The organism is Streptomyces sp. NPDC006385 (genome assembly GCF_040612485.1).
In the GTDB taxonomy this organism is placed as follows: domain Bacteria; phylum Actinomycetota; class Actinomycetes; order Streptomycetales; family Streptomycetaceae; genus Streptomyces.
In genome coordinates, this window is sequence record NZ_JBEXQG010000022.1 from 100983 (window position 1) to 127914 (window position 26932).

At 72.1% G+C, this 26932-nt stretch carries 21 protein-coding genes; 6 read left to right on the plus strand and 15 right to left on the minus strand.

The annotated features are described in order from the left end of the window. Window positions 1–192: 192 nt before the first annotated feature. The 14 genes from ABZ078_RS19385 to ABZ078_RS19450 are packed head-to-tail and all read right to left on the minus strand — an operon-like array spanning window position 193 to window position 18441. Window positions 193–1116, minus strand: coding sequence for a sugar nucleotide-binding protein (locus ABZ078_RS19385; protein ID WP_356576786.1), 924 nt, complete (start codon window positions 1114–1116; stop codon window positions 193–195). Then, on the minus strand, window positions 1113–2168 hold the full coding sequence (locus ABZ078_RS19390; protein WP_356576787.1) for an ROK family protein: 1056 nt from the start codon (window positions 2166–2168) through the stop codon (window positions 1113–1115). Before ABZ078_RS19390 ends, ABZ078_RS19385 begins: the two co-directional genes overlap by 4 nt. Then, complete coding sequence (locus tag ABZ078_RS19395) at window positions 2149–2523, minus strand: cupin domain-containing protein (RefSeq protein ID WP_356576789.1); 375 nt, start codon at window positions 2521–2523, stop codon at window positions 2149–2151. The genes ABZ078_RS19390 and ABZ078_RS19395 overlap by 20 nt, the downstream gene beginning before the upstream one ends. Then, on the minus strand, window positions 2520–3686 hold the full coding sequence (locus ABZ078_RS19400) for a sedoheptulose 7-phosphate cyclase (protein WP_356576792.1): 1167 nt from the start codon (window positions 3684–3686) through the stop codon (window positions 2520–2522). The genes ABZ078_RS19395 and ABZ078_RS19400 overlap by 4 nt, the downstream gene beginning before the upstream one ends. Continuing rightward, window positions 3658–5763, minus strand: a complete 2106-nt coding sequence (malQ, locus tag ABZ078_RS19405) for a 4-alpha-glucanotransferase (protein ID WP_356576794.1) — start codon at window positions 5761–5763, stop codon at window positions 3658–3660. Before malQ ends, ABZ078_RS19400 begins: the two co-directional genes overlap by 29 nt. Then, window positions 5760–8843: an HAD-IIB family hydrolase gene (locus tag ABZ078_RS19410; RefSeq protein WP_356576796.1), complete on the minus strand. Its 3084-nt coding sequence runs from the start codon at window positions 8841–8843 to the stop codon at window positions 5760–5762. Before ABZ078_RS19410 ends, malQ begins: the two co-directional genes overlap by 4 nt. 13 nt (window positions 8844–8856) lie before the next feature. Continuing rightward, window positions 8857–9777 (minus strand): PfkB family carbohydrate kinase, encoded by a 921-nt coding sequence (locus ABZ078_RS19415; protein WP_356576798.1) that lies wholly within the window; start codon window positions 9775–9777, stop codon window positions 8857–8859. Beyond that, window positions 9774–10907 (minus strand): sugar phosphate nucleotidyltransferase, encoded by a 1134-nt coding sequence (locus ABZ078_RS19420; RefSeq protein WP_356576800.1) that lies wholly within the window; start codon window positions 10905–10907, stop codon window positions 9774–9776. Before ABZ078_RS19420 ends, ABZ078_RS19415 begins: the two co-directional genes overlap by 4 nt. Next, the gene (locus tag ABZ078_RS19425; protein ID WP_356576802.1) at window positions 10900–12996 is read right to left on the minus strand and encodes a glycosyltransferase; all 2097 of its coding nucleotides are present in this window, start codon (window positions 12994–12996) and stop codon (window positions 10900–10902) included. Before ABZ078_RS19425 ends, ABZ078_RS19420 begins: the two co-directional genes overlap by 8 nt. A gap of 2 nt (window positions 12997–12998) precedes the next feature. After that, a complete protein-coding gene (locus ABZ078_RS19430) occupies window positions 12999–14462 on the minus strand; it encodes a phosphotransferase (protein ID WP_356576804.1) in 1464 nt (487 codons plus the stop codon). A gap of 7 nt (window positions 14463–14469) precedes the next feature. After that, window positions 14470–15270 (minus strand): ABC-2 family transporter protein, encoded by an 801-nt coding sequence (locus ABZ078_RS19435; RefSeq protein ID WP_356576806.1) that lies wholly within the window; start codon window positions 15268–15270, stop codon window positions 14470–14472. Then, window positions 15267–16076, minus strand: a complete 810-nt coding sequence (locus ABZ078_RS19440; RefSeq protein ID WP_356576808.1) for an ABC-2 family transporter protein — start codon at window positions 16074–16076, stop codon at window positions 15267–15269. Before ABZ078_RS19440 ends, ABZ078_RS19435 begins: the two co-directional genes overlap by 4 nt. Continuing rightward, window positions 16073–17098, minus strand: coding sequence for an ATP-binding cassette domain-containing protein (locus ABZ078_RS19445; protein WP_356576809.1), 1026 nt, complete (start codon window positions 17096–17098; stop codon window positions 16073–16075). Before ABZ078_RS19445 ends, ABZ078_RS19440 begins: the two co-directional genes overlap by 4 nt. After that, the gene (locus ABZ078_RS19450) at window positions 17095–18441 is read right to left on the minus strand and encodes an aminotransferase class III-fold pyridoxal phosphate-dependent enzyme (RefSeq protein WP_356576811.1); all 1347 of its coding nucleotides are present in this window, start codon (window positions 18439–18441) and stop codon (window positions 17095–17097) included. Before ABZ078_RS19450 ends, ABZ078_RS19445 begins: the two co-directional genes overlap by 4 nt. A gap of 263 nt (window positions 18442–18704) precedes the next feature. On the opposite strand from ABZ078_RS19450, the gene ABZ078_RS19455 reads away from it, so the two are divergent. After that, window positions 18705–19772, plus strand: a complete 1068-nt coding sequence (locus ABZ078_RS19455; protein ID WP_356576813.1) for a glucose-1-phosphate thymidylyltransferase — start codon at window positions 18705–18707, stop codon at window positions 19770–19772. Further along, window positions 19769–20746, plus strand: a complete 978-nt coding sequence (rfbB, locus tag ABZ078_RS19460) for a dTDP-glucose 4,6-dehydratase (RefSeq protein WP_356576815.1) — start codon at window positions 19769–19771, stop codon at window positions 20744–20746. The genes ABZ078_RS19455 and rfbB overlap by 4 nt, the downstream gene beginning before the upstream one ends. 11 nt (window positions 20747–20757) lie before the next feature. Here rfbB and ABZ078_RS19465 read toward each other — a convergent pair whose 3' ends face one another. Beyond that, the gene (locus ABZ078_RS19465) at window positions 20758–21801 is read right to left on the minus strand and encodes a LacI family DNA-binding transcriptional regulator (RefSeq protein ID WP_356576817.1); all 1044 of its coding nucleotides are present in this window, start codon (window positions 21799–21801) and stop codon (window positions 20758–20760) included. Between the two features lie 200 nt (window positions 21802–22001). Here ABZ078_RS19465 and ABZ078_RS19470 point away from each other — a divergent pair, with 200 nt between their 5' ends. The 4 genes from ABZ078_RS19470 to ABZ078_RS19485 form a co-directional block, all read left to right on the plus strand. After that, complete coding sequence (locus ABZ078_RS19470; RefSeq protein WP_356576819.1) at window positions 22002–23276, plus strand: extracellular solute-binding protein; 1275 nt, start codon at window positions 22002–22004, stop codon at window positions 23274–23276. A 22-nt stretch (window positions 23277–23298) separates the two neighbouring features. Further along, window positions 23299–24315, plus strand: coding sequence for a sugar ABC transporter permease (locus ABZ078_RS19475; protein WP_356576821.1), 1017 nt, complete (start codon window positions 23299–23301; stop codon window positions 24313–24315). Window positions 24316–24374: 59 nt separating this feature from the next. After that, the gene (locus ABZ078_RS19480; protein ID WP_356576833.1) at window positions 24375–25214 is read left to right on the plus strand and encodes a carbohydrate ABC transporter permease; all 840 of its coding nucleotides are present in this window, start codon (window positions 24375–24377) and stop codon (window positions 25212–25214) included. A gap of 27 nt (window positions 25215–25241) precedes the next feature. Further along, the coding region (locus ABZ078_RS19485) for a glycoside hydrolase family 13 protein (RefSeq protein WP_356576823.1) at window positions 25242–26932 on the plus strand (1691 nt) is incomplete at its 3' end.

Consider the following 26932-nt stretch of genomic DNA (forward strand, 5'->3'; position numbering starts at 1 on the left):
CCGATTCGGCTCGAACGGTGGGTGCCTTCACGGCGCCGGCGGAATCAGCCCGGGGCACGCTGCCGCGGCCACGGTCGGGGACGGGCAGCCCCATGGCCGTACTCGACCGTCGCGATTCGGGCCCCGGGCGGGGTGTGCGGGCCTTGTTCGTGCGCCGGACATGCGATCGCGCGGGGCGACCGGCGTGGCCGCTCAGCCTGCGGCCGCGAACGCCGTGGCCAGGCTTCGGGCGGCCTCGTGCACCCCCCGTACGGCGATCGCCTCCGTGGACGGCAGTCGGCCGAGCAGGGAGCTGGTCAGGCAGGTGTTCGCCGGGCGGGAGGCGTACCGGGTGCCGGCCCGGGGTGTCGGAACGACCAGCTGCGGCGGCGCGCCCAGCGCCTCGGCGACGACCGAGGCCCACGCGGCTCGGCTCACCCGGTCCGGGCCGCCCAGGTGCAGGACCCGTGGGACGGGTCCCTCGGCGCCCAGGATCCCCGCCGTCACCTCCGCGACGTCGTCCACGAGTACCGGCGTCGTCCACTGGTCGTACGGCGCCGTGACGGGCTGACCGCGCAGCAGCCGGTGGGCGCACGCGGCGAAGAAGTTGAGCCATTTGCCGGCGTCCGCCGGTTCGTGGCCGTAGACGAGGCTGACCCGCAGCACCACCGGGTCCGTGGCCGTGTCGAGCAGGCTCTCCTCCGCGCGCAGTTTCGCGCGGCCGTAGGCGTTGGCGGGTGCGACCGGGGTGTGCTCGGCGTTGGCCGGGCGGGATCCGTCGAAGACGTTGTCGGTGGAGATCATCAGCACGCGCGCGTCCCCCGCCGCGGAGGCGAGGTTGGCCGCCGCCGCGGTGTGCGCCGCGGCGGCCCGGTCCGGGTGATCCTCGCACCAGGTGACGTCGGACGGGCCGTGCACCAGGACGACACGTCGCGGCCTGAGCCGGGCCACGAGCCGTTCGCACGCCACGGCGTCGGTGGCGTCCAGGGCCTGCCATCGGACGCCGGCGGTGTCCGGTGGATGCCCGGGACGGCGCCGTGAGGTGACAGTGACGGTCTCGCCTCCCGCGGCCAGCCGTCGTGCGATGCCCGTGCCGACGAAGCCGCTGCCGACGACGAGGGTTCCCCCGGCGCTCATCGCGCGCCTGCCGGGGCGGGCAGCGCCATGCGGTGGGCCAGCAGCCTGCCGACGCCGATCAGGCCGTGGTCGTCGTCCGGACTGCCCAGCGACACCAGGGCGTCGACCGCGTCCGCGTCGAGCCCGAAGCAGCCCAGGCGTACCAGTTCGGCCACCAGTAGCTCCCGGTAGCGCTCGCCGACCGCCAGGGCGAAACCTCCTATCACGATGTACCGGCACACCCCGATCGACGTGAAGACCGCACCCACCGCCTGGGCGAGGTGGGTGAGGGTGCCTCGCAGCACCTCCGTGGTGAACGCGTCGCCCTCCCGGACCGCGGCGGCGATCGCCGGGTTGTCGACGGCGTCGGCGCGGCCGTCGCACAGCGCGGCGAGCCGGGAGCGGGCGAAGCCGACCGGATCGGCGTCCGCCGCGCGACGAGCCGCGGCCAGCGCGCCCCGCCCGGAGGCGATGGCGCCGAGATGGCCGCGCCCGCCGCAGTCGCACAGGGGCGCCGTCGGGGAGGGGTCGCACACCCAGTGGCCGAGTTCGCCACCGTGTCCGTCCGCGTCCAGCAGCACTTCGCCGGCCCGGAAGACCTTGTTGCCGATGCCGGAACTGACCGTCAGCAGACAGAAGGGTTCGGTCTCGGTCGCCGCGTAGCGCCACGCGGCGGCGGTCAGGTCGTTGGCGACCACGACCGGCGCACCGACCCGCTCCGTCAGGAGGCGCCCGAGCGGCAGCGGGTCGCCGCGCCGCCCCCACACCGTGGGAGCGGCCAGGACGAGGCCGCCGGCCGAGATCGGTCCGGCGAAGGCCACTCCGACGGCGCGGGGCGCGGCGGCGCCGGCGTGCTGGTCTATCTCGTGGACGATCTGGTCCACGACACGCTCCTGGAGCCCGGCCACGGAGTCCCGCGGATGGCGGACCATGCCCTCGACCGGCACCCGGCGCACCCGGGAGACGGTCGCCGTCGCCGGGTCGTAGCTCCCGGTGCGCAGCGTCGTACCTCCCACGTCGAGCACCGTGAACGCGCCGTCGGGGCCTTCGAATTCAGACTGCGGGATGATCATGGAGCTCCTCCTCGAAGACAAGAAGCCACAGTTCGGCGGCCGAGTCGTTCACGAGGCCGTGCTCTCCGTACGGGCGGTTGACGACGACGTCGCCGGCGCCCACGCGGAACTGAGCTCCGTCCCGGTACATCAGGCCGCTGCCGCTGAGCACGATGTACGTCTCGCGGTCCCGGCCGTGCCGGTGACGTCCTATGGAGGTGCCGGGGGGCAGCACGGCGATGTCGATGAACTCCGCTCCCGGGGCACCCTCGGCACGGGAGAACAGGCGGTGGGCGAGGATCGTGCCGAGTCCGCCGTGGTCGTGCTCCTTGCCCGTGAGGAGCTGGTCGAGGTTCCGTACGTCGTCGGTGCTCACCGCGCGCCTCCCGCCTGCGCCAGGGCGTCCAGCGCGGCCCGCAGCACATCCGCCGGAACGTCCTCCAGCTGCTCCACGAAGTCCGCCTTGCCGATCCCTGTCGGCACCACCAGGTGCAGCTTGCGTCCCCGGCGCTGCCAGGACGCCCTCAGCGCCTGCGTCATCAGCTCGGGTGTGCAGGTGTCCGGGTCGAACACGGGCAGGCCGATACGGCGCAGCAGGTTCACCACCCGCTCGCAGCTCTCCTCGTCGACGAGGCCCAGCAGCCGGGCCAGGTGCGCGGACAGGGCCATGTCGACGGCGACCGCCTCGCCGTGCTCCAGGCGGTGGCCGCCCGCTGTCTCGATCACCGGGCTGAAGGTGTGCCCGAAGTCGACGAGGCGGGCCAGGTCGTGCTCCCTGAGGTTGGGGCACAGCTCCTCCATCATCAGCCGCATGGAGGTGCGCACGATGTACGTCTCCAACGCGCCGTCGGAGGACCGCTGGAAGGCGTCCGGGTGTTCCTCCAGCGCCCGGAACAGGTCGGAGTCGAGGATCACGGCCATCTTCACGATCTCCGCCAGGCCGCAGCGGATCTCCCGCGCCGGCAGGGTGGCGAGCAGGGCCGGGTCGTTGAGCGAGGCGTGCGCGGGGTGGTAGGCGCCGAACATGTTCTTGGTGTTCAGGGCGTTGACGCCGGTCTTCACGCCGACGCCGACGTCCACCTGCCCCACCAGGGTGGTGTTGACCTTGATGTAGCGGATGCCGCGGGAGTACATCGAGGCCGCGAAGCCCACGACGTCGGCGACGATGCCGCCACCCACGGCGAGCATCACCCCGTGCCGGTCCAGCCCGGTCGCCTTGGCGACGGCGCACACCCGCTCCACCGACGCCAGGGTCTTGCTCCGTTCGCCGCTGTCGATGGTGTGCACACTCCAACTGCCCGGTTCCAGGCGGGCGTTGAGGTAGCCGCGCAACTGGTCGCCGTAGAGCCGGTCCACGGTGGGGCCGACGAAGGCGACCACACGGCGTCCCTCCACATAGTCGGCGAGCAGCGGGTTGTGCGGGTCGAACACTCCGTCGGTGACGTCCACGCGGTACTGCGTGCCGTCCGGTGCCAGCAGGTCGAAGCCTCCGGAGTCCTCGTGGACTCCCTCAACTCGCGCAAGGGCCTGGCCTGACATCTCTCTCCTCGGTCTTCGTTGCGTTCGGTGCGCCGGCGGTGAACACGTGGGTGACGGCCTGTACGTCGGGATGGCCGGGAAGGTCTTCCAGCGGCACCGGCCGGCCGTGCCGGTCCGCCACCGGCAGTCGCCAGTTGGGGTGCACGTCCGCGGTGCCGGGAAGGTTCTGGGGTCGGCGGTCGCCGGTGGCGTCGGGCAGCCACACCCCGAGCAGCGTCGACGGCGTACGGGTCAGGAAGCGGTGCAGGGCGACGATCTCGCCGTCGGCGTCGGGCAGCAGCCCCAGTCGGCGCAGCTCCGCCAGCCATCCGTCCCGTTCGGCCGCCGCTTCCGCCTTCTCCTTGGGCTCGGGGCGGGTCAGCAGGCCCAGCCGGGCGCGCAGGTCGACGTGCTCGCCGCTCAGCCAGGCCGCGGTGGTCGGCAGGTCGTGGGTGGTCAGCGTGGCCAGACAGTTCGTGCGCCACTGCTCCGGCGGCAGCGGGCCCTGCCGTCCCTCGGAACCGCCCAGGTACTCGAACCGCTGCACCGAGGTGCCGAGCACGCCGCGCGCGGCCAACTGCTCGCGGACCCCGCGCTCCACCGTGCCGAGGTCCTCGCCGATCACCGCCACCCCGGCCCGGTGCGCCTCCAGCAGCAGCACGCCGAGCATGGCCTCGGCGTCGTAGCGGACGTACGTGCCCTCGGACGGCGGGCGGCCCTCGGGCACCCACCACAGCCGGAACAGGCCCATGACGTGGTCCACCCGCAGGGCACCGGCGTGCCGCATACCGGCCCGCAGCAGCCCGGCCAGCGGCCGGTACCCGTCGGCGGCCAGCGCGTCGGGCCGCCACGGCGGCTGGCCCCAGTCCTGGCCGAGCGGATTGAAGTCGTCCGGAGGGGCACCGACGCTCATCCGGTCGGCCAGGCAGTGCTGGAGCGCCCAGGCGTCGGCGCCCTCGGGGGCGACGCCCACCGCGAGGTCGTGCACCAGGCCGATGTCCATGCCCGCGTCCTTCGCCGCCCGTTGCGCCGCGGCGAGTTGCTCGTCGGTGATCCACGCCAGCCACTGGTGGAAGGCCACTTCCTCGGCCAGTTCCGCCCGTGCCGCGGCCACCCGCGGCGAGCGCGGGTCACGCAGCCCGTCGGGCCAGGACCGCCAGGCGCCACCGTGTACGTCGGCCAGCGCGCACCAGGTCGCGAAGTCCGTCAGGTCCTCGCCCTCCCGAGCGACGAAGGCCGCCAGCGCCGCGCGGCGGCCCGGCGTCAACGGCACCTCGTACACGCGCCGCAGCGCCTGATGCTTGAGGGCGCGCACGCTCTCCCGGTCGATCAGCGTCTCGCCGCGCAGCACGCGCCCGTTGAGCACCCGGGCCCGGGCGGCACAGGCGTCCACCGCCCAGCGGGCCTCCCCGGCGAGATACCGGTATTCCGGCACGTCCTCCACGCGCACGTGCATCGGGTCCGCGAACCGCCGCGAACTCGGCCGGTACGGCGACGGATCGGGCAGCGGTCCCGGCTCCACCGCGTGCAGGGGCCCCAACTGCACGAAGTCGGCGTCCAGTTCACGGCCGGACCAGGCGGCCAGTTCGGCGAGGTCGGCCAGGTCTCCCATGCCCCAGGACCGGCGGGAGAGCACCGAGTACAGCTGGATCAGGAAGCCCCAGCCGCGCCGCTCGGGCACGGGAACGCGATCGGGCACCGACAGCAGCGGTGCGCAGGCCCGCCGTCGGCCTTCGCTCACGTGCAGGACGTGCGCGCCGGGTGGCAGCGGTGCGGTGAGTGAGGCTTCGCCGCCGTCCTCCAGGGCGATGCGGGCCTCGGCGCCGGGTGGCAGCCGCAGCGACGGGAGCGTTCCCGCGCGGACGACGGCACAGGTCGGCAGCAGCCGGTGCGTGTCCGCCGCGCGCATGGCGGCGAGAGCGCGCCGGGCGGCGTCCGGAGTGCTCGCGTCCACGCCGCACGCGGCCAGGACGCTGACCAGCGTGTCCGCGGCGACGGTGATCCGGTGGCCCCGGTCGGTGGTGTACTCGGTGCTCACGCCGTGTGCGCGGGCCAGTTGCCGCAGGGAGGCGTCGGGTGCGGAGGTGCGCGGGTTCATGGGCCTTCCTCCACCGGGGTGAAGAGGCGTTCGAGGACGGAGGCCACCCCGTCCTCGTCGTTGCCGGGGGCCACTTCGTCGGCCATCGCCCGCAGTTCGTGATGGGCGTTGGCCACGGCCACGCCGTGCGCGGCCCAGGCCAGCAGCGGGATGTCGTTGGGCATGTCGCCGAAGGCCACGGTGTCGGCGCCGGTGAATCCCAGCAGTTCGGCGGCGTGCGCGACGCCGGTGCCCTTGTCGGTGCCCGGGGGCAGGACTTCCACCATGCCCTTGACGGAGTGCACCACGGTCACCTCACCGCCCGTCAGCTCGCGGGTGACGGCCGCCAGCCGGTCCTCGTCGACGTCCGGGTGGTGCAGGATCAGCTTGTCGATGGGCGAGGTCCACAGCAGGTCCCGGTCGGTGGTCAGGTCCCAGCCGTGCCGGACCCGCTCCCCGAAGCCCGGGGTGACCTTGAACCGGCTCTCCGGCGGTGAGGTGACGATGCCCAGTTCGAGCCGGCCGAGTTCCGCCTCGACCCGGTCGACGACGCTGCGGGCGAGGTCGCGGTCCAGGGCCAGCGAGGACAACAGACGGTCGGCGCCCGCGTCGTACAGCTGCGCGCCCTGGCCGCACACCGCGAGCCCCCGGTAGCCGAGGTTCTCCAGGAGGTGCTTGCAGGCCACCGCCGGCCGGCCGGTGACCACCAGGTGGTGGGCGCCGGACGCGGCGACCAGGCCAAGGGCTCGGCGGGTGCGCGCGGACACCGTCATGTCGCTGCGCAGCAACGTGCCGTCCAGGTCGGTCGCCACGACTCGGAACGCGGGCGTACGGACCGGCACCGCGTCCCATACGACCCGGCCGGAGCGCAGCGTGACCATGGCCAGGGCGTGGCCCGCGACGGGGTGCCCGCCCAGGGTTCCCGTGAACACGCCGTCTCCGTCGGCGTCGGCGGTGAGCGGCCGTAGGGCGGCGCCGGTGGCGGGGGGTGCTGGTTCGTCGGAGGCGAGGATCTCGGCGTGGGACTCCAGCGCGGTGACCGGCGCGACTTCGTCGGTCGTGGTCCCGGGTGCGTCGACCACGACCTCTACCCGGGCCGCTTCGGGGTGGGCGTAGCGCACCCGCCAGGTGCCGTCCGGATCGGCGGCGAGACGGAACCGCCCCTCCAGCCGGGCGCTCAGGTCCAACCGGCCTGACCGCCGGGCCAGTTCGGCGCAGCGGGCGAAGTCCGCCCTGTGGTGGGCCGCGTCGAACAGCCGCTCCCAGGTGTCGGCGTCCAGGTCGCCGACGTCGCGTCCGAGAGCGCGGGCGAGGGCGTCGGCGTCACCGCGTTCCGTCGCCGCGCGGATGATCAGGTCCCGGTGTTCGGTGTGGGCGGCGGGAGGCAGCACGTCCAGCCAGCCCCGCTCGACCAGTTGGCCGACCAGTTCGCCGTCCAGTTCGCCGCCCAGGTCGCCGCCCGGGGGCCGCGGGCGCCCGCCGCGCAGCAGTCGCTCGTAGGCCGCCAGGCGCAGTTCGGCGCTGCGTGCCCAGGTGAACGAGCGGCCCAGGCGGCGGGAGTTGCCCGACAGCCGGGCGTAGGTGGCCGGTGCCGTGCGGAAGACCGTCACGGCCTCGCGTATTCGCGCCGCGAGGGCACGGGCGAGGTCGTGGTCGTCGTCGCGGAAGGAGCCGGGCACCGAGAAGCCGGTCGCGTCCGGGTCGTCGAGGGGCCGCTGGTGCCCGAAGTGGGAGGTCACCCGCTGAGCCGTGGCGACCGGCACCGCGCCGCAGGCCATGGCCTCGGCCTGGGCGATGAGGAAGCCGTCCAGCTCGTACTTGGAGGGGAAGAGGCAGAAGTCGGCGCTCGCGGCCTGCCTGAACAGCGTCTCCTCGTCGGCGAGCCGCCACTCCAGGCGCACCTGGCCCGGATGCCGGTCGGCGAGCCGCTGGAACGCGGCGTTCGCGACGACCGCCGGGCCGTCACCGCCGCCCCCGGTCGCGCAGCGGATCACGAACCCGACCTCCGGGTCCTCGGCCACCACCTCCTCGACGGCTCGCATCAGCTCCAGCTGGCCCTTGTGGTGCACCGCGTAGCGGGCGGCGTGGTAGAAGACCGGCCCGGACACCTTCAGCCCCAGCTCACGGCGGACCGCGGTCCGGTCGACGGCCTCGGGATCACGGGCCAGCCAGCTGTCGGCGATGCCGCATCCGCCGGCCAGCAGCCGGTCCGCGCGCTCGCGCAGCCGGTGTGCCACGGGAAGCGAGGCGAACAAGGCCTCGACCGGTGTGTCCGCCCAGGTGACGTAGTGCTCGCGCTGTCCCGGGGAGACGAAGTCGATCAGATCCGCGTCGGCGGCGATCAGCGGGAACACGCCGACGTGGTCCGGGCCGTGCTCGACATGCATCCGGGTACCGGCCAGTGCCCGGGCCATGGTCGCCGCCGGGGAGTCCTCGGCGGGCGGCGGCCCGTCGAGCCCGTCGAGGTCCGCGCCGTGCACGCCGAACAGTTCCAGGAGCCGTTGCACCTGCGGCCGGTACACCTTCTGGGTGACGGGGGCGTTCGCGGCGACCGTGCTCACCGTCCGGTACCGGTCGTCGTCGGCGAGGACGGCGGGCAGCAGATAGTGGTAGGCGGGCTCGAAGCCGTGCACGACCGCCGGGCCGTCGCCCAGGTACCGCCGCAGGAACCGCAGGCCGTCCACCTGGAACACCAGCGGCTTGAAGAACGCCAGGTCCCGGCCCTCGGTGGCCGGGGGCGGGTAGAGCCGGTCCGGCAGCAGGTCGAGGTGGGAGTCGGACAGCAGGTACACGTCCACGCCGTCCAGCCGCAGCAGATGTGCGCGCGTGTCGAGGGCGAGCGGGATCTCGGCGGGCTGGTCCGGCCACACCTTGGGGTCCGGCACCAGCGGCACGGTGTGCGCGTCGCGGTAGTCGAGTTCGCGTACGTCGTAGCGCTGCCGCAGCGCCCCCAGATGGCCGTGCGCGGGCGTGACCAGGGAGACGCGGTGGCCGCGTGCGGCGTACTCGCGGGAGAGGTTCCACACGAGCGGGGACAGGCCGCCGCGCATCAGCCGGCCGTCGGAGCCCCCGCATTCGAAGGAGAAGGTGATGATGTGCACGTGGTGCGCTCCCTCACTCCGCCGTGCTCGCGCGGGCGCAGGCCGCGCGCAGGCCGGGCAGGTCGATGAACTCGGTGTGGGTGCCGGCGCTGGCACAGGCGAACGCTCCCGACACCGACCCGGCCAGGACGCACTCGTCGATCGGCCGTCCCTCCAGGTGGGCGTGGAGGAAGGCGGTGACGAAGGCGTCGCCGGCGCCGTTGCTGTCGACCACCGGCCGCTCGGGCCGCGCTGCCGGGAAGTGCCGCACCTTCGACTCGCCGCGCACCAGCAGGTGGCAGCCGTCGGCCCCGTCGGTGGCGACGACGAACCGGGCCCTGCCCTCGTCGAGGATGCCGTGCAGGACCTCGTCGAGGCGGTCGTGGACGGCCGCGGCGCTCATGAAGACGTAGTCGGAGGCGAGGGCGTAGGTGCGGTGGTGCGGGTTGACGCCGTCCCAGTCGTGCAGGTCGGTGGAGCTGGTCAGGCCGAGCCGGTGGATGTCCTCGTACAGGTCGCGGTTGTGACCGATGATGGAGAGGTGGACGTGGCGCGCCCGCTCCAGGTGCGGCAGGTAGAAGGAGCGGGGCAGGCGGAGGTCCGCCGGGTGCCGGGAGTCGTAGAAGGAGAAGCGGCGGCCCTGTGCGTCGACCAGGTTGACGCCGCGTGGTGTGCCGTGCGGGGACACGACGTGGCTGAAGTCGAGCCCGCGCTCGGCGTACGCGGCGAGCACCGCGTGGCCCTGCGGGTCGTCGCCGAGGAAGTCGATGAACTTCGTGGTCAGGCCCAGGGCGTGGCAGCCGAGCGCCACTCCGTTGCCGGTGTGGGCCACGTAGTCGTACACCGGGGGCACGTGCAGCGAGTCGCCGGGCGGGATGCGCAGCGCGTCGACGCGCACGACGGTGTCCACTCCGGCTCCGCCGACCACCAGGACGTCGTAGGGGGGCATGCTCATGTGCGGGTTCCTTCCATGACGGCGGCGGTGTCCTCGACCCGCTGCACGTGTCCGTTCTCCAGGACCACCGCCGAGTCGATGTCCTGACCGGGGCGGATCACGGCGCCGGGCAGCACCACGCTGCGCCGGACCCGTGCGCCCGCCCCGACGCGTACGCCGGGGAACAGCACGCTGTGTTCCACGCGGCCTTCGTTGACGAGGTCCGCCGGGACCAACGACGCGACCACGCCGGAGGCGTCGGCCACCCAGCCGCGGTCCACCTCGGGCCGGATGGTCCGGGGCATCCGCTCGACCGGGAGTGCGGCGCTGGGTCCGGCGGCGGCGAGCATCAGATGGGCCCGGTGGTAGCGCTCGACGGTTCCGATGTCCTCCCAGTGGCCGGCCACCTCGTGGCCGCGGATGTGCTCGCCGGCCGCGAGCATCGCCGGGATGACGTCCCGGCTGATGTCGTGCTGCCAGTCGGTGCCGTCCAGTTTCTCCAGGTAGCGGTGGAGCACGTCGGCGTCGAAGACGCAGAACGCGGCGAACACCAGGTCGCTGGTGGGTTCGGCGGGCTTCTCCACGAACTCCGTGAGTCGGCCCGCGTCGTCGAAGCGGACCATGCCGAACAGGTGCACCCAGCGGCGTTCGATGCGCTGGTAGGCGACGGTCAGGGCGGCCCCGGAGGACCGGTGCTCCGCGATCAGCGGCCCGTAGGCGTACCGGTACACGTGGTCGGCGTGCAGGACGAGCACCTGCTCGCGGCCCCCGCCGAAGACGTGGGCGGCCTTGCGGATCAGGGCGTCGGCGGTGCCCCGCTCGGCGGGCCAGGCGCGTTCGGGCAGCTCGTCGGGGAGCGCCCCGGCCGCGGCCCGGTAGGCGTCGTCGTACGGCCCGAAGTGCACCCGGAATCCGGCCTGCTGGTTCCACACCTGGTGCAGGTCGTCCATCAGCCGGCGCTCCTCGTACTGGGAGAGCAGCAGCACCTCCCCCAGTCCCGAGGCGCGCGCGTTGAGGAGGCTGAAGTCGATCAGCCGGCAGGCACCGCCGTACGGGACGAGCGGCTTCAGGCGCCCGGCGCCCAGGGGACCCATGCGTCGTCCCTCGCCGCCCGCGAGCAGGACGGCACGCACCCCTGACCGCTCAGCCATGACGGACCTCGTCCCAGGTGACCCGGCCGGAGGTCAGGGTCAGCAGCAGCCTGGCTCCCGGGGCCGGTGGCGGTCCCTCGAACTCGCCGGGTGCGGTGCGCCGCAGCGCGCGGACTTCGGGCAGTGCTCGGGTCGCCGTGCCGCGCGGGGCGGGGGTCACCGTCTCCACCCGCTCGGCGTGCGGCAGGCGGTAGACGAGCGTGCCGTCGAGGGCGGCCGAGCACCGCTCGCGCAGGCTCCGCGTCTCATCGTCCGTCACGGCGCCGGGGTAGCGGTCCACGATCTGCTCGCAGGTGGCGAAGTCGGCCCGCTCCCATGCGGTGCGGAAGAAGCGTCGGGCTGCCGCGTCGTCGAGCGGTGTCCGGCGTTCGTACGCCGCCAGGTCGCCGTGGAGCAACGCCGCCTCCTCGGTGATCTCCTCGTCCTTCAGCAGGTCGAACCAGCCGTGCCGCAGGGCCCGTTCGGCGGGCAGCACGGCCGGTTCGCCCCGCCACAGACGGCCGAACGCGGCCAGGTGCAGGTCCGCGCAGTGCTCCCAGGTGAACTGCCGGGCGACCGCCGCCGCACGGGCCGACAGCTCCCGGTGGCGGGCCGGGTCCTCGGACCACAGGGTCACCGCCTCGCGGATGCGCGCGACGAGGGCGTCGGTGAGCAGGGGATCGTCCTCGGCGAAGGAGCGGTTGACGGCGAAGCCGGTGGCCTCCGGCTCCGGCCGGGCGTGCAGGAAGTGCGCCATGCCTTCCTGGGCCGTGGCGATGGGCACCGCGCCGCAGACCATCGCCTCGCCCTGGGCGATGAGGAAGGTGTCCATCTCGAACTTGGACGGGAAGAGGCAGAAGTCGGCGGCCGCCGCGTACTCGAACACCCGGCGCTCGTCCACCCGCTCCGACTCCAGGTGGAGGCGTCCGCGATGGCGTTCGGCGACCTCGCGGAAGTACGGGTCGCCGAGCGGGGCGCCGGAGATGCAGCGCACCACGAAGTTGGCGGCGAGCCCGTCGCCGAGCACCCGGTCCAGGGCGCGCATCAGCTCCAGTTGGCCCTTGTGGTTGAGGGCGTAGCGCGCGTTGTGGAAGAAGGTCGGCAGCGCGGGGTCCAGTCCCAGGTCCGCCAACACCCTTGCCCGGTCCACCTCTTGCGGATCCCAGGCGAGCCACTGGTCGGAGATCGCGCAGCCTCCGACGAACATCTTGTGCGCGTTCTCCCGGACGGTGCGGGCGAGGGGCAGGTGCGCGAAGAGGGCTGCGAAGGGGGTGTCCCGGAAGGAGGCGTAGAAGTCGAGCTGGCCGGGCGAGAGGAAGTCGATCAGGTCGGCGTTCTCCAGGACCAGCTGGTAGGGGGCGACGTGGTCGGGCGGGTACTCGTAGTGCAGATGGGTCAGTTGCTGGTACTGGCGGACCGCTTCGAGTTCCGGAGGACCGGCCTCGGGCTCCTCGGGCGGAAGGTGGTGTTCGGCGCCCAGGAGGGCGAGGAGTGCGCGGACCTCGGGCGCGTAGACCTTCTTCGCGATCGGCATGTTGCTCTGCACCGTGCTGACGACGAGTTTCAGCCGATCGTCGCGCAGCGCGGCCGGCAGCAGGTAGTGGTAGTAGGGCTCGTGGGCGTGGACCAGCGCCTTCTCCTCGCCGAACCAGTGGCGCAGGAAACGCACGCTGTCCACCTGGAAGACCAGCGGCTTGAAGAAGACCAGGTCCCGGCCCTTGGTGGAGTACGGCGGGTAGAAGGTGTCCGGGAGCCGGTCGAGGTGGTCGTTGGAGAGGAAGTACAGGTCCACGCCGTCGAGACGGATGCGGTGCGCGGTGGTGCGCAGGGCCAGGTGCTCCTCGGCGGGGAATCCGTGCCATACGTCCGGGTCGAGGACCAGCGGCAGTTCGTACGCGTCGGCGTAGTCGAGGTCCTCCACCCGGTATCTGCGGCGCAGGTCGTCGAGCCTGCCGTGCGCGGGGGTGACGAGGGAGACCCGGTGGCCGCGGGCGGCGAACTCCCGGGACAGGTTCCACAGGTACACCGAGGTTCCGCCCTGGAGGAAGGTGTGGTCGAAGCCGCAGCATTCGAAGTAGGTCTCGATGATGTGCATGCGGGGCTCGGTCACGTTCACGTCCTAGCTGGAAGGGTCGAGGCCGGGGTTCGGGCGCCGAGCGCGAGGGCGTGGCGCAGGTCGATCGCGGCGTGGTAGGGACGGGCGTGGTCGATGTTGTAGGCGAGTTCGTGCAGCAGTCGGCCGAGGTACAGCAGGCGGCGCAGGGGGTCGGTCGCCGTGGTGCCGAGGAGCAGCCGCGTCACCCGCGCCCGCCAGACGTCGGCGGCGTGGAAGACCTGCCGCAGCACGGCGCGGCGCCCGGGCGGCCAGTCGTCGGCGCCGTCGAGCGCGCCCCGCATCGTGTCGAAGGAGTCGATGCCCAGGCGTCGCGCGCTCTCGAAGGCCGCCTCGTCGGCGGTGAAGTACTCCAGTGCGCGCTGGACGGCGACGAGGTCCTGCACCGGTGACTGCGCGGCCCATCCCGGGTCCCCGGGGCCGAGGGCGGGGGTGGACAGGTCGATCACGTTCATCGACCAGCTCCCGTCGTCCCGGGGCCGGCACAGCAGGTGCGACAGGTGCAGGTCGCCGTGGCAGGGGCCGGAGGCGAAACCCGCCGGGGCGGCGTCGAAGGCGGACCGCAGTGCGTCGGTCTCCTCCGCCAGGGCCGTGAAGGCAGCGTCGCGGGCAGCCGCAGGCAGGCCGACGTCCGCGGAGGCGAGACCGGCCGTACGGGCGGTGGCGCGGGCGAGCATCTCCCGTACCGGATACGGCGGTGCGGGACGTCCGCCGAGGCCGGCGGCCAGGTCCTGGTGGAACCCGGCGAGGAACCGTCCGGCCTCCCGCAGATTGCGTTCCAGTGGGCGCAGGTGTGCCCGTACGGTGTCGTCGAGGGCGGCCGGGGCGCCGGTGACCTTCGGCCACAGCGACCGCATGCTCTGCCTGAGCGGCAGGTCGATGCCGTCGCCGGGCGCGTACCGGTAGAACACGCCCAGCGGGTGGTGGGTGCCGGTGGCGGGGTCGACGTAGGTGTAGTCGCCGGCCCAGTCGGGGGTGCGGCCGGTGCCGTTCAGCAGCCGCAGCAGTTCCGGTTCGCGGACGGGCTCGTCCAGGCGCCGGTAGGTCTTGTGGACGTAGGCCGCGCCGTCGTTCTCCACGAGCGACAGGGCGTTGGAGGACCAGCCGCGCTCGAAGGGCAGCGGGCGCACCTCGCGCGGGGTGAGTCCCGCGCCGCGGAACAGCACGAGGCCGCCGCGGTCGGTGCGCAGCCGGTCCCCGGCGCAGACCGCGTCCAGCGCGGCGGCGTCGAACGCCTCGCCGCCGTGCGCCTCTTCGACGCCGGTGCCGTCCGGGAGCGGCCCGACCGGCACGAACCAGCGCTGTCCGGACGCGGGGCCGCCGACCGCGGCCACGACCAGCAGGTGGGCGGCGGCGCCGAGTTCGGCGTGGTCGACCCGCTCGAAGCGCTCGGCGCGCCTGGCGTCCTCCGGCAGCCACGGGGCCGTGCGCAGCAGGGCGCCCAGATCGTCGTTCCGTATCATGCCCGGCTCAACTCCCGGTCATCTCGTATCGGTTGACGCCGCGGCGCCAGACGGCCAGGGCGAGCGCCAGGGATCCGGCGGTCACCACGGGCAGCCAGCCGAGCAGGCCGGTGGTCCCGGTGAGCAGGTAGACGCTCGGCACGTAGGCGGTGAAGGCGAAGGGCAGGACCCAGGTGAGCAGGGCCCTCAGCGAGGGGTGGTAGATGTCCAGCGGGTAGGCGGAGAACTCCGACACCTGGTTGGCCGCGTACATCGCCGGCAGGCTGGTCACGGTCCAGAAGGACAACGAGGCGAAGAACAGCTTCACCGAGGTGTGCAGCAGGGCGCCGCACAGCACCAGCGCGGGCGCCAGGGCCCACTGGAGCGCGGTGAGGGAGAGGTCCAGCTCGGCTCCCGCGTAGCCCACCAGTACGGCGCCGACGACGAGTTCGCCGAGTCCGTCGGGGTGGAAGAAGCGCTCCGACAGCAGGGAGAACAGGGGGTCGACCGGGCGGACGAGGTAGCGGTAGAACTCGCCGCGCTGGATGAGCTTGCGGCCCAGCTCCCACAGCTGGTCGGTGAAGAGGTGGTCCAGGCCGCGGGGCAGCAGGGAGAACCCCAGCAGGAACAGCACCTCGTGGTACGTCCAGCCGCCCACGGCGGGGACCTGCCGGAAGACGAGGCCGACGACCGCCGTCTGGATGCCGACCCGTACCAGGAACGCGCCCGCGCCCAGGAAGAAGTCGGTGCGGTAGGCCGCCAGCCGGTGCAGGCCGACCCCGCCGAGGAAGAGGGAGAGCCGCAGGTACCGCGCCACGGTGCGGGTCATCCGCCGAGCACCTCCAGCCGTCCCAGGGCGGCGCGCCACAGCGCGGCGCACAGCAGCGAGAGCCCGGCGGCCCAGGCCACCTGCTGCGCCAGCAGCCCCGCGGCGTCGGCGAGGCCGTCGTAGCGGCCCAGCAGCAGGGTGAGCGGGCCGTCGACCATGCCGCGGAAGGGCAGCACCCGCGCGAGTGTCGCCAGCGGGTCCGGCATCAGCGCGAGGGGGACGAGCTGTCCGGCGAAGAACGCGACGACGCTCTGCTTGACCATCCGCACCCCCCAGGTGTTGGTGGTGAGGAATCCGGTCATGCCGGTCAGCAGGTTCACGCAGAACGCCAGCAGCACCGACAGCGCGGTGGAGACGGCGAACAGCAGCAGGTCCGTCGGCCGGGGCGCGGTGAGCGGGACGATCGCGGCGAACAGGCCGAGCACCGGCAGGCCGACCAGCACGGCGTTGGCCCCGACCACGGGCAGGCAGGCGAAGAACCGCATCACCGGGTAGCTCACGGGGCGCACGAGCATGACCGCGACGTCGCCCCGGTACACCTCGGCGGCGACCTCGTCGTCCACCCGGTTGGTGTGCAGCACCTGGAGGATCTGGGCCACCAGGAGGTAGGTGGTGATGTCCTCCACGGTGAAGCCGCCGGGGCCGCGGCCGGGGGTGCCCTCGTACACGGCGCGCCACAGGAAGACGGTGACCGCCGCGCCGGCGGCCGCGGTGACCGCCGTCATCGCGAACATGGAGCGGTACTGGAGCAGGGACTGCAGGCCGCTGGTGGCGAACGGCAGGTAGCGGCGCGCGCGGTTGATCATGCCGCGCCCTCGTGGGCGGGTCCGGGCGTCCGGGCGCTGCCGTAGATCTCGCGCAGCACGTCCTCCAGGCCGGGTTCGGGGGCGTACCAGTCGGCGAGGTCGAAGCGGTCGAGGAGGAAGGCGAGGACCTCGCGGGAGGTGTAGCGGCCGGTCGGGTAGTCGACGCGGATGCGGCCGCGGTCGTCCGGTGTGGCGCGCACTCCGGGGAGGCCGGCCTCGATGCGCTGTCGGGCCGTCCCGGGCGCGGTGGCGTCGCGGTGGTCGAAGACGACGGAGCGGTGGTCGGCCGTGCGCAGCAGGTCCGTCAGGGACCCCTGGTGGACGACCCGGCCGTGGTCGACGACCAGGGCGTCGTCGCAGATCGCGGCGATGTCGGCGATGTCATGGCTGGTCAGCACGACGGTGGTGCCCAGCTCCCGGTGCGCGCGGTTGACCAGCTCGCGCACCGCGTCCTTGAGCACCATGTCGAGGCCGATCGTCGGCTCGTCCCAGAACAGGACGGCGGGGTCGTGCAGCAGGCTCGCCGCGATCTCGGCGCGCATGCGCTGGCCGAGGCTCAACTGCCGTACGGGCGTGGTGCCCAGGGCGTCGATGTCGAGGAGTTCCCGGAACAGCGTGAGGTTGCGCCGGAAGACCGGTTCGGGGATGTCGTAGACGCGGCGCAGGATGCGGAAGGAGTCGGGTACCGACAGGTCCCACCACAGTTGGCTGCGCTGGCCGAAGACGACGCCGATGGCGCGGGCGTTGCGCTGCCGGTGCCGGTAGGGCTCCAGCCCGGCGACCAGACAGCGGCCGGAGGTGGGGGTCATGATGCCGGTCAGCATCTTGATGGTGGTGGACTTGCCGGCTCCGTTGGCGCCGATGTAGGCGGTCTTGGTACCGGTCGGTATCTCGAAGGAGATGTCGTCGACGGCGCGTACGACGCGGTACTGGCGGGTGAAGAGGGTGCGGAGGCTGCCGAGCAGGCCGGGTTCGCGTTCGGCCAGCCGGAACTCCTTGACGAGGCGCTCCGCCACGATCACGCGATCACCTTCTCGACGGCCGTCTCGATGGCCTGTCCCAGCAGGCGTAAGCCCTCGTCGAGCAGGGCCTCGTCGAGCGTGAACGGCGGTGCCAGGCGCAGGATGTGGCCGCCGAGGGAGGTGCGCAGGCCCAGGTCGAGGGCGGTCGTGTAGACGGCGCGGGCGATGTCGGGCGCGGGCGTACGGTCGGTGGGGTCGGTGACGAACTCCAGCCCCCACAGCAGCCCGAGACCGCGGACCTGGCCCAGCTGCGGGAAGCGGGCCTCCAGGGCGGCGAGCCGGTTCTCCATCACCTCGCCGAGGACGCGGACGCGTTCGATCAGCTGGTCGCGTTCGATGACTTCGAGGGTGGCACGGGCGGCGGCGATCCCCAGCGGATTGCTCGCGTACGTCGAGGCGTAGGCGCCCGTGGTGGCGGCCTCCGGCCTGCGCAGCAGTTCGCCGCGGCCGGCGAGGACGGCGAAGGGGAACCCGCTCGCGGTGCCCTTGGACAGCATCGCCAAGTCCGGCTCGACGCCGAAGAGTTCACTCGCGAGGAAGGCACCTGTACGGCCGCCGCCGGTGAGGACCTCGTCCGCGACGAGCAGGACGCCGCCCTCGCGGCAGGCCTGCGTGATGCGCTCCCAGTAGCCCGGGGGCGGCACGATCACCCCGGCGGCGCCGAGGACGGGCTCGAAGACCAGCGCGGAGACGTTCGGCTTTTCGGCGATGTGCCGGCACACGAGCGTGGCGCACCGTACGTCGCACGACGGGTACTCCAGGCCCAGCGGGCAGCGGTAGCAGTACGGGCTGTAGCCGAGCACGCTGTTGCCGCTGAACGCCTGATGGCCGATGTCCCAGTGCACGAGCATCCGGGCGCCCATGGTCTTGCCGTGGAAGCCGTGCCGCAGTGCGCCGATGCGGTTGCGGCCCGGTGGCGCGGTCGCCTGCACGACGCGCAGGGCGGCCTCGACGACCTCCGCGCCGGTGGAGAAGAACGCGAAGGTGTCCAGGCGTTCGGGCAGCGACCTGGCCAGCAGTTCGAGGAGTTCGGCGCGCTCGGGTGTGGCGCTGTCGTGGACGTTCCACAGGCGGTGGGCCTGCGCGGTGAGTGCCTCTACGACCTCCGGGTGACCGTGGCCGAGCGACTGGGTGAGCGTGCCGGCCGCGAAGTCGAGGTACTGGTTGCCGTCGAGGTCGGTCAGGACGGCGCCGCGCCCCTCGGCGAAGACCCGGCGTCCGTGGACGGCCTCCTCGGAGGCGCCCGGCGCCAGATGCCGGGCCTCCCGGGCCAGTTGCCGAGTCTGCCGCGCGAGCTGGTGTGTCTGCCGCGCCGGTTGCTGTGTCTGCCGGATACCTGTCACTGCTGCCCCCCGCTCGTCGGGCCGACTGCGTTCCCCTGTCGGCGAACTCCGGTGTGGCACACCCCCGTTGGCGGCTCGGCGCCGAGTCAAACACCGGACCCGAGAGGTTCGCAAGCTTTTGCTGGATGTTTCAGAAAGAGCTTGCGGGCTCTTGCCGATCTCTGATTGAGTCGAGGCGCTTACGGCGACACCCACGCCTCATGCTCCGAGGAGGGACCTGTGAGAACACGCCCCCAGATCGGCCCGCCCCGCCGGAGGCCGAGGTGAAAGCACTGGTCCTGGCGGGCGGCACCGGCAGCCGGCTCAGGCCGTTCACCCACACCGGCGCCAAGCAGCTGCTCCCCATCGCCAACAAACCCGTGCTGTTCTACGCCCTGGAGTCGCTGGCCGCGGCCGGTATCCACGAGGTCGGCATCGTGGTCGGCGCGCACGCCCGAGACATCCGCGAACTGACCGGTGACGGCGCCGAGTTCGGGTTACGCATCACCTACCTGTACCAGCCCCGCCCGCTCGGCCTGGCCCACGCGGTGCTCATCGCCCGGGACTTCCTGGGCGACGAGGACTTCCTGCTGTACCTCGGGGACAACTACCTGCAGCAGGGCGTCACCGACTTCACCCGACGCGCGGCGGCGGCTCCCGCGGCGGCCCGGCTGCTGCTCACGCCGGTCGCCGACCCGTCCGCCTTCGGGGTCGCGGAGGTCGACCCCGAAGGGAACGTGCTGCGCCTGGAGGAGAAGCCCGACAGCCCCCGCAGCATCCTCGCGCTCATCGGCGTGTACGCCTTCAGCCCCGCCGTGCACGAGGCGGTACGGGCCATCGCCCCCTCCGCACGCGGCGAACTGGAGATCACCCACGCCGTGCAGTGGATGATCGACCACGGGCTGCGCGTGCGCGCCGACACCACCACCCGACTCTGGCGCGACACCGGCAGCGTCGAGGACCTGCTGGAGGTCAACCGTCATGTCCTGGACGGTCTCGAGGGCGGCGTCGAGGGCAAGGTGGACCCCCGCAGCACCCTGGTCGGCCGGGTGCGCGTGGCCGAGGGCGCGGTCGTGCGCGCATCACGGGTGGTGGGGCCGGTGGTCATCGGCGCGGGTGCCGTCGTCAGCAACTCCAGCGTCGGCCCGTACACGTCCATCGGGGAGGACTGCCGGGTCGAGGACAGCGCCATCGAGTACTCGGTCCTGCTGCCCGGCGCCCAGGTGGAGGGGGCGTCACGCATCGAGGGCTCCCTCATCGGCCGGGGCGCCGTCGTGCGTCCCGCTCCCCGTCTCCCGCAGGCCCATCGGCTGGTGATCGGCGACCACAGCAAGGTGTATCTCCCTTCATGAACTCAACGATCCTCGTCACCGGCGGAGCGGGTTTCATCGGCTCGGCCCACGTCCGTCATCTCCTCTCCCCCACGGCGCCGGAGGGCACGGCGGTGACCGTCCTCGACAAACTCACCTACGCCGGCAGCCTCGCCCGGCTCCGCGCGGTGCGCGATCACCCGGGCTTCTCCTTCGTCCAGGGCGATGTGTGCGACGTATCGCTGGTGGACGAACTGGCCGCACGGCACGACCAGATCGTGCACTTCGCGGCCGAGTCGCACGTCGACCGCTCGATAGCCGACGGCGCGTCCTTCACCCGTACCAACGTGCTGGGCACCCAGGTCCTCCTCGACGCCGCGCTCCGCCACGGGGTGCGCACCTTCGTGCACGTCTCCACCGACGAGGTGTACGGGTCCCTGCCGGAAGGGGCAGCGAAGGAAAGCGACCAGTTGCGCCCGAACTCGCCGTACGCGGCGTCGAAGGCGGCCTCGGACCTGATCGCGCTGGCCCACCACCACACGCACGGCCTGGACGTGCGGGTGACCCGCTGCTCGAACAACTTCGGCCCCCACCAGCACCCCGAGAAGCTCATCCCACGCTTCCTGGCCAGTCTGCTGTCCGGGGCCGGCGTCCCCCTCTACGGCGACGGACGGCACGTGCGCGACTGGCTGCACGTCGAGGACCACGTCCGGGCCGTCGAACTCGTCCGGCTGGCGGGGCGGCCGGGAGAGATCTACAACATCGGCGGCGGCACCTCGCTGCCCAACCTGGAGCTCACGCACCGGCTGCTGGAACTGTGCGGCGCGGGCCCCGACCGGATCGTGCACGTGCAGGACCGCAAGGGCCACGACCGGCGGTACGCGGTCGACCACAGCAAGATCGCCGCCGAGCTCGGGTACCGGCCGCTGGTCGACTTCACGACGGCCCTGGCCGACACCGCGGAGTGGTACAAGCGGCACGCGGACTGGTGGCGCCCGTTGTTCGCGGCGCTGTGAGCGCGCGTCGGTCAGGCACTCGCCGGTCCACGGAGGTGCTGCCCGGCCCGCGGGGCGGCGGCGGTGGAGCCCCGTACCACCAGTTCCGGCATGAAGACGAACTCGGTGCGCGGCGGGGGCGTACCGGCCATCTCCTCCAGGAGCGCGTCCACGGCGACCTGGCCCATCGACTTGACGGGCTGTCTGATGGTGGTGAGGGGAGGGTCGGTGAAGGCGATGAGGGGGGAGTCGTCGAAGCCGATGACCGAGAGGTCGCCGGGCACCCGCAGACCCTGTTGCCGTGCGGCCCGCACCGCGCCGAGAGCCATCATGTCGCTGGCGCACACGACGGCCGTGCACCCCCTGCCGATCAGGGCGGCCGCCGCGGCCTGACCACCTTCCAGGGAGAAGAGGGAGTGCTCGACCAGACCCTCCGACTCCCCTGCGGACAGCCCCAGTTGCTCACGCACACCGGCCAGGAACCCCTCGATCTTGCGCTGCACCGGCACGAAGCGCCTGGGCCCCACCGCGAGGCCGATGCGCCGGTGCCCCAGCTCCGCCAGATGCGCCACGGCCAGCCGCATGGCCGCCCGGTCGTCCGGGGAGACGAAGGGTGCCTCGATCCCGGGCGAGAATCCGTTGACCAGGACGAAGGGCACGTGCTGTTCGTGCAGCCGGTCGTACCGCCCGGTGTCGGCACTGGTGTCGGCGTGCAGCCCCGAGACGAAGATGATGCCGGACACCCCTCGGCTGACGAGCATCTCCGTGAGTTCGTCCTCGGTCGACCCGCCCGGCGTCTGGGTCGCCAGTACGGGCGTGTACCCCTGGCGGGTCAGTGCCTGCCCCATCACCTGGGCCATCGCGGGAAAGATGGGGTTGTCCAGCTCCGGGGTGACCAGGCCGACGAGCGCTGTCCGGCGTTGCCTCAGCGGGTGTTCGTAGCCCAGTGCGTCGAGTGCCGCGAGCACGGAGTCGCGGGTGCCCGAGGCCACGCCGTCCACGCCGTTGAGCACTCGGCTGACGGTGGCCTTGCTGACACCCGCCTGGGTTGCGATGTCGGCAAGCCGCGCGGTCATGGCATCGCACTGTACCGCTCGGCCGTCACCTCGCCCACTACGCTCACAATGACCGAAATTCCTTGCAGCAAAATGCAGCAAGGTCTTTCGATGCGCTTTTCAATCCTGTTACGTTCCTGACAACCCCGGCGCCGCGCAGAAGCGGCCGCGTGAGGCGTCCATGCCTCCGCCCGATTCCGGGACCACCCCAAGGAGTTCACATGCGGCGTGGCATCGCTGCCACCGCGCTGTTCACGACCCTGGCCATGACGACGACGGCATGCGGCGGGGGCGACGGCGGTCAGAGCGGCACCAACGGCACCACCGGGGAGCTTTCGGGAACCGTCACCTTCTGGGACACCTCCAACGAGGCGGAGAAGGCGACCTACCAGGCCCTCGCGGAAAGCTTCGAGAAGGAACACCCGAAGGTCGACGTCACCTACGTCAACGTCCCCTTCGGCGAGGCGAACGCCAAGTTCAAGAACGCGGCGGGCGGCAACTCCGGCGCCCCGGACGTGATGCGCACGGAGGTCGCCTGGGTCGCGGACTTCGCCAGCATCGGTTACCTGGCGCCGCTCGACGGCACCGCCGCCCTCGACCAGGAGGCGGACTACCTCCCGCAGGCCGCGGCCAGCACCGAGTACGAGGGGAAGACCTACGCGGTCCCCCAGGTGATCGACACTCTGGCCCTCTTCTACAACAAGAAGCTCTTACGCGAGGCCGGCGTCGAGGCCCCCGGCTCCGTCTCCGAACTGAAGGCGGCGGCCGCGCGGATATCCGAGAAGACCGGCGCGACCGGCCTCTACCTGCGCGGCGACGACCCGTACTGGTTCCTGCCCTACCTCTACGGCGAGGGCGGCAACCTGGTCGACGCCGAGAACAAGACCGTCACCGTCGACGACGCGGCCGGGGTGAAGGCGTACCAGGTGCTCAAGGACCTGGTGGACAGCAAGGCCGCCATCACCGACGCGTCCGACGGCTGGAACAACATGCAGAACGCGTTCAAGTCGGGCAAGGTCGCCATGATGCTCAACGGCCCGTGGGCCATCGAGGATGTCAAGGCAGGAGCCGAGTTCAAGGACGCCGCCGACCTCGGGGTCGCCCCCATCCCGGCCGGCAGCGCCGGACAGGGTTCGCCGCAGGGCGGATGGAACCTGTCCGTGTACGCCGGCTCGCAGAACCTCGACGCGTCCTACGCCTTCGTGAAGTACATGAGCTCGGCCAAGGTGCAGCAGCAGACCACCGAGAAGCTGAGCCTGCTGCCCACCCGCGCGTCGGTCTACAAGATCCCGGCCGTGGCGGACAACGAGATGGTGAAGTTCTTCAAGCCCGCCGTCGACAAGGCCGTCGAACGACCGTGGATCGCCCAGGGCAACGCGCTCTTCGAGCCGATCCGCCTGCAGATGGCCAACGTGCTGTCCGGGAAGACCAGCCCGGCCGAGGCGGCCGCTGCCACCGGCGACGCCTACCGCAAGATGCTCAAGGACTACAAGTAGGCCACGGGAGGCTGACCGACCCATGGCTGTCGAGACCGGCCGGACGGTGGCGAAGGCCACCGGCACACCAGGCCCCCACGGCCGCGGCCACCCCCGCGCCGACCGCAGGATTCCGGGTCCGCTGCGCCGGGCCCTGACCACCCACTGGTACGCCTGGAGCATGGTCGCCCCCGTGGTGGCCGTGATCGGCGTGATCATCGGATACCCCCTGGTACGCGGCGCCTGGCTGTCCCTCACGGACGCCGACGAGGCCAACGTCGAGCGCACCATCGGCGTCAACCACATCCCCGCCACCTACGACTACGTCGGCCTCGCCAACTACGAGGCGATCCTCGACGACGGCGTCTTCTGGGACCGCCTCGGCTGGACGGTTCTGTGGACCGTCAGCTGCGTGGCGCTGTCCTTCGCGCTGGGCCTGGTCCTCGCCGTCATGCTCAACCGCAGGTTCAGGGGCCGCTCGCTGTACCGCACCGCGCTCATCCTGCCCTGGGCCGTACCGGCGTTCGTCTCCGTGTTCACCTGGCGACTGCTGTTCAACGAACGCAGCGGACTGTTCAACCAACTGCTGGCCGGCGGCGGCTTCGACCGGATCTCCTGGTTGAACGACCCGACCTGGGCCAAGGTCTCCGTCATCGCCGTGAACGTCTGGCTGGGCGTGCCGTTCATGCTCATCGCCCTTCTCGGGGGCCTGCAGTCCATCCCCGGCGACCTGTACGAGGCGGCCGAGATGGACGGGGCGACCGCCTGGCAGCGCTTCCGCCATATCACCCTGCCGGGGCTGCGGTCCGTTTCGAGCACGGTCGTCCTGCTCAGCGCGATCTGGACGTTCAACATGTTCCCGGTCATCTTCCTGCTGACCCGCGGCGGTCCGGGAGACGCCACCGAGATCCTGGTGACGTACGCCTATCGCCTGTCCTTCGTCATCAGTCCCCGCGACTACGCCGCGTCCGCCGCCTGGGGCGTGCTGATCCTGCTCCTTCTCGCCCTCTTCGCGACGGCCTACCGCCGCTCGCTGCGCAAGCAGGGAGACATCTGGTGACCGACACGACCACGACCACCAACGAAGCCACCGGCACCGGGGCCGGTGACGGGCCCCGGGTGTCCGCCCGCAGGCGCGGCGACCGCGGCCCGCTGGCCTCGCTCGGACTGCATCTGACCCTGCTGATCGCCTCCGTCGTCGCGGTCTTCCCACCGCTGTGGCTGCTGATCACGTCCTTCAAGCCCAAGACGGACGCGTTCGACACCTCACTCGTCGAGGACTTCACCTTCGGCAACTACCGCCATGTCGTGGCCGACACCGCCTTCCTGTCATGGCTGCAGAACTCGCTGGTCGTCGTCGGCCTGACCACGGTCATCGGCGTCTTCGTCTCCGCCACGACCGGCTACGCCGTGAGCCGTTTCCGCTTCCCCGGCATGCGGCCCCTGATGTGGATGCTCCTGCTCACCCAGATGTTCCCGGTCGCGGTGCTCATCGTGCCGCTGTACAACCTGCTCGCCGACCTCGGGCTGCTGAACCAGCCGGCCGGCCTGGTCGTCACCTATCTCACGGTCGCGGTGCCGTTCTGCGCCTGGATGATGAAGGGCTACTTCGACGGGATCCCGGTCGAGATCGATGAAGCCGGCCGCGTCGACGGCCTCACCCCGTTCGGCACGTTCTGGCGGCTGGTGCTGCCGCTGGCCAAGCCGGGACTCGCCGTCACCGCCTTCTACACCTTCATCACCGGCTGGGCCGAAGTGGCCTACGCCTCGGCCTTCATGACCGGCGAGGAGAACCTCACGCTCGCCGGAGGGCTCCAGACGTTCGTCAACCAGTACACGAGCGACTGGGGTTCGCTGACGGCGGCCGCCGTGATCATCGCGGTCCCCGCCGCGATCGTCTTCGGGATCGTCCAGCGCCACCTCGTCTCCGGTCTGACCGCAGGCGCCACCAAGTCCTGACCCCCACCCATCGCAGGCAGGGAAGACATGACTCAGCACCTCGCTGAAACCCGCACCGCCCCCACACCCCCCACCCCCGGCGAACGCCCCGGCTGGTGGCGGGATGCCGTGATCTACCAGGTCTACCCGCGCAGTTTCGCCGACAGCGACGGCGACGGCGTGGGCGACCTCCAGGGCATCCGCTCCCGGCTGCCGTATCTGAGGGAACTCGGCGTCGACGCCGTCTGGATCAGCCCGTTCTACGTCTCCCCGCAGGCCGACGGCGGCTACGACGTGGCCGACTACCGGGCCGTGGACCCCGTGTTCGGCACGCTGCTCGACGCCGACCAGGTCATCCGGGACGCGCACGCGCTGGGCCTGCGGGTGATCATCGATGTGGTCCCCAACCACTGCTCGGACCAGCACGACTGGTTCCGCCGCGCGCTGCGCGAGGGCCCCGGGTCCCCGCTGCGGGACCGCTTCCACTTCCGGCCGGGACGCGGACCCGACGGACGGACGCCCCCCAACGACTGGGAGTCCCTCTTCGGCGGCCCCGCCTGGACCCGGACCGAGAACCCCGACGGCACGCCCGGAGAGTGGTACCTGCACCTCTTCGCGCCCGAGCAGCCCGACTTCAACTGGGAGCACGCGGCCGTGCGGGACGAGTTCCGGTCCGTCCTGCGCTTCTGGCTCGACATGGGCGTCGACGGCTTCCGCATCGACGTGGCCCACGGACTGGTCAAGGCCGCCGGACTGCCCGACATGGGCCGTACCGGACAGCTGCGCCTGCTCGGCACCGAGCCGCTGCCCTTCTTCGACCAGGACGGCGTCCACGAGATCTACCGCTCGTGGCGGACGATCCTCGACGAATACCCCGGCGAGCGCATCGGTGTCGCCGAGGCCTGGACGCCGACCGTCGAGCGCACCGCACAGTACCTGCGCCCGGACGAACTGCATCAGGCCTTCAACTTCCATTACCTGGGCGCCCGTTGGGACGCCCGAGTGCTGCGCCGGGCCGTCGACGACTGCCTCGACGCGATGCGCCCGCCGGGCGCGCCCAGCACCTGGGTGCTGTCCAACCACGACGTCGTACGGCACGCCACCCGGCTGGCCCCGGACGACCCCGAGCAGGGGCTGCGCCGGGCGCGCGCGGCGGCGCTGCTGATGCTGGCGCTGCCGGGTTCCGTCTACCTCTACCAGGGCGAGGAACTCGGCCTGCCGGAGGTGACCGGACTGCCCGACGAGGTACGGCAGGACCCGTCGTTCTTCCGGGACAACGGACAGGACGGCCTGCGGGACGGCTGCCGGGTACCGATCCCCTGGTCGGGGACCGAGGCGCCGTACGGCTTCGGTCCCGTCGCGGGCGGTCCGAGCTGGCTGCCGCAGCCGCCGAGTTGGGCGCAGCTGTCGGTCGAGGCGCAGTCAGGTGATCCGCACTCGACGCTGGAGCTCTACCGCAGCGCCCTGGCCCTGCGCCGGGGGCATCCCGCGCTCGGCGCCGGCGACCGCGTCGAGTGGCTGGAGGCCCCCGAAGGCGTGCTCGCCTTCCGCCGTTCGGCCCGGAGCGCCCACGGCGGACCATGGCGCGGTGACCTGGTGTGCGCCGTGAACACGACGGGCGCGCCAGTGCGGTGGACCGTGCCGGCCCGAACAGCTCCCGCAGCACGTCCTCCATGGTCACCAGCCCGGCCAGCCGCCCGTCGCGGCCCAGCACCGCCGCCAGGTGCGTACGGCTGCCG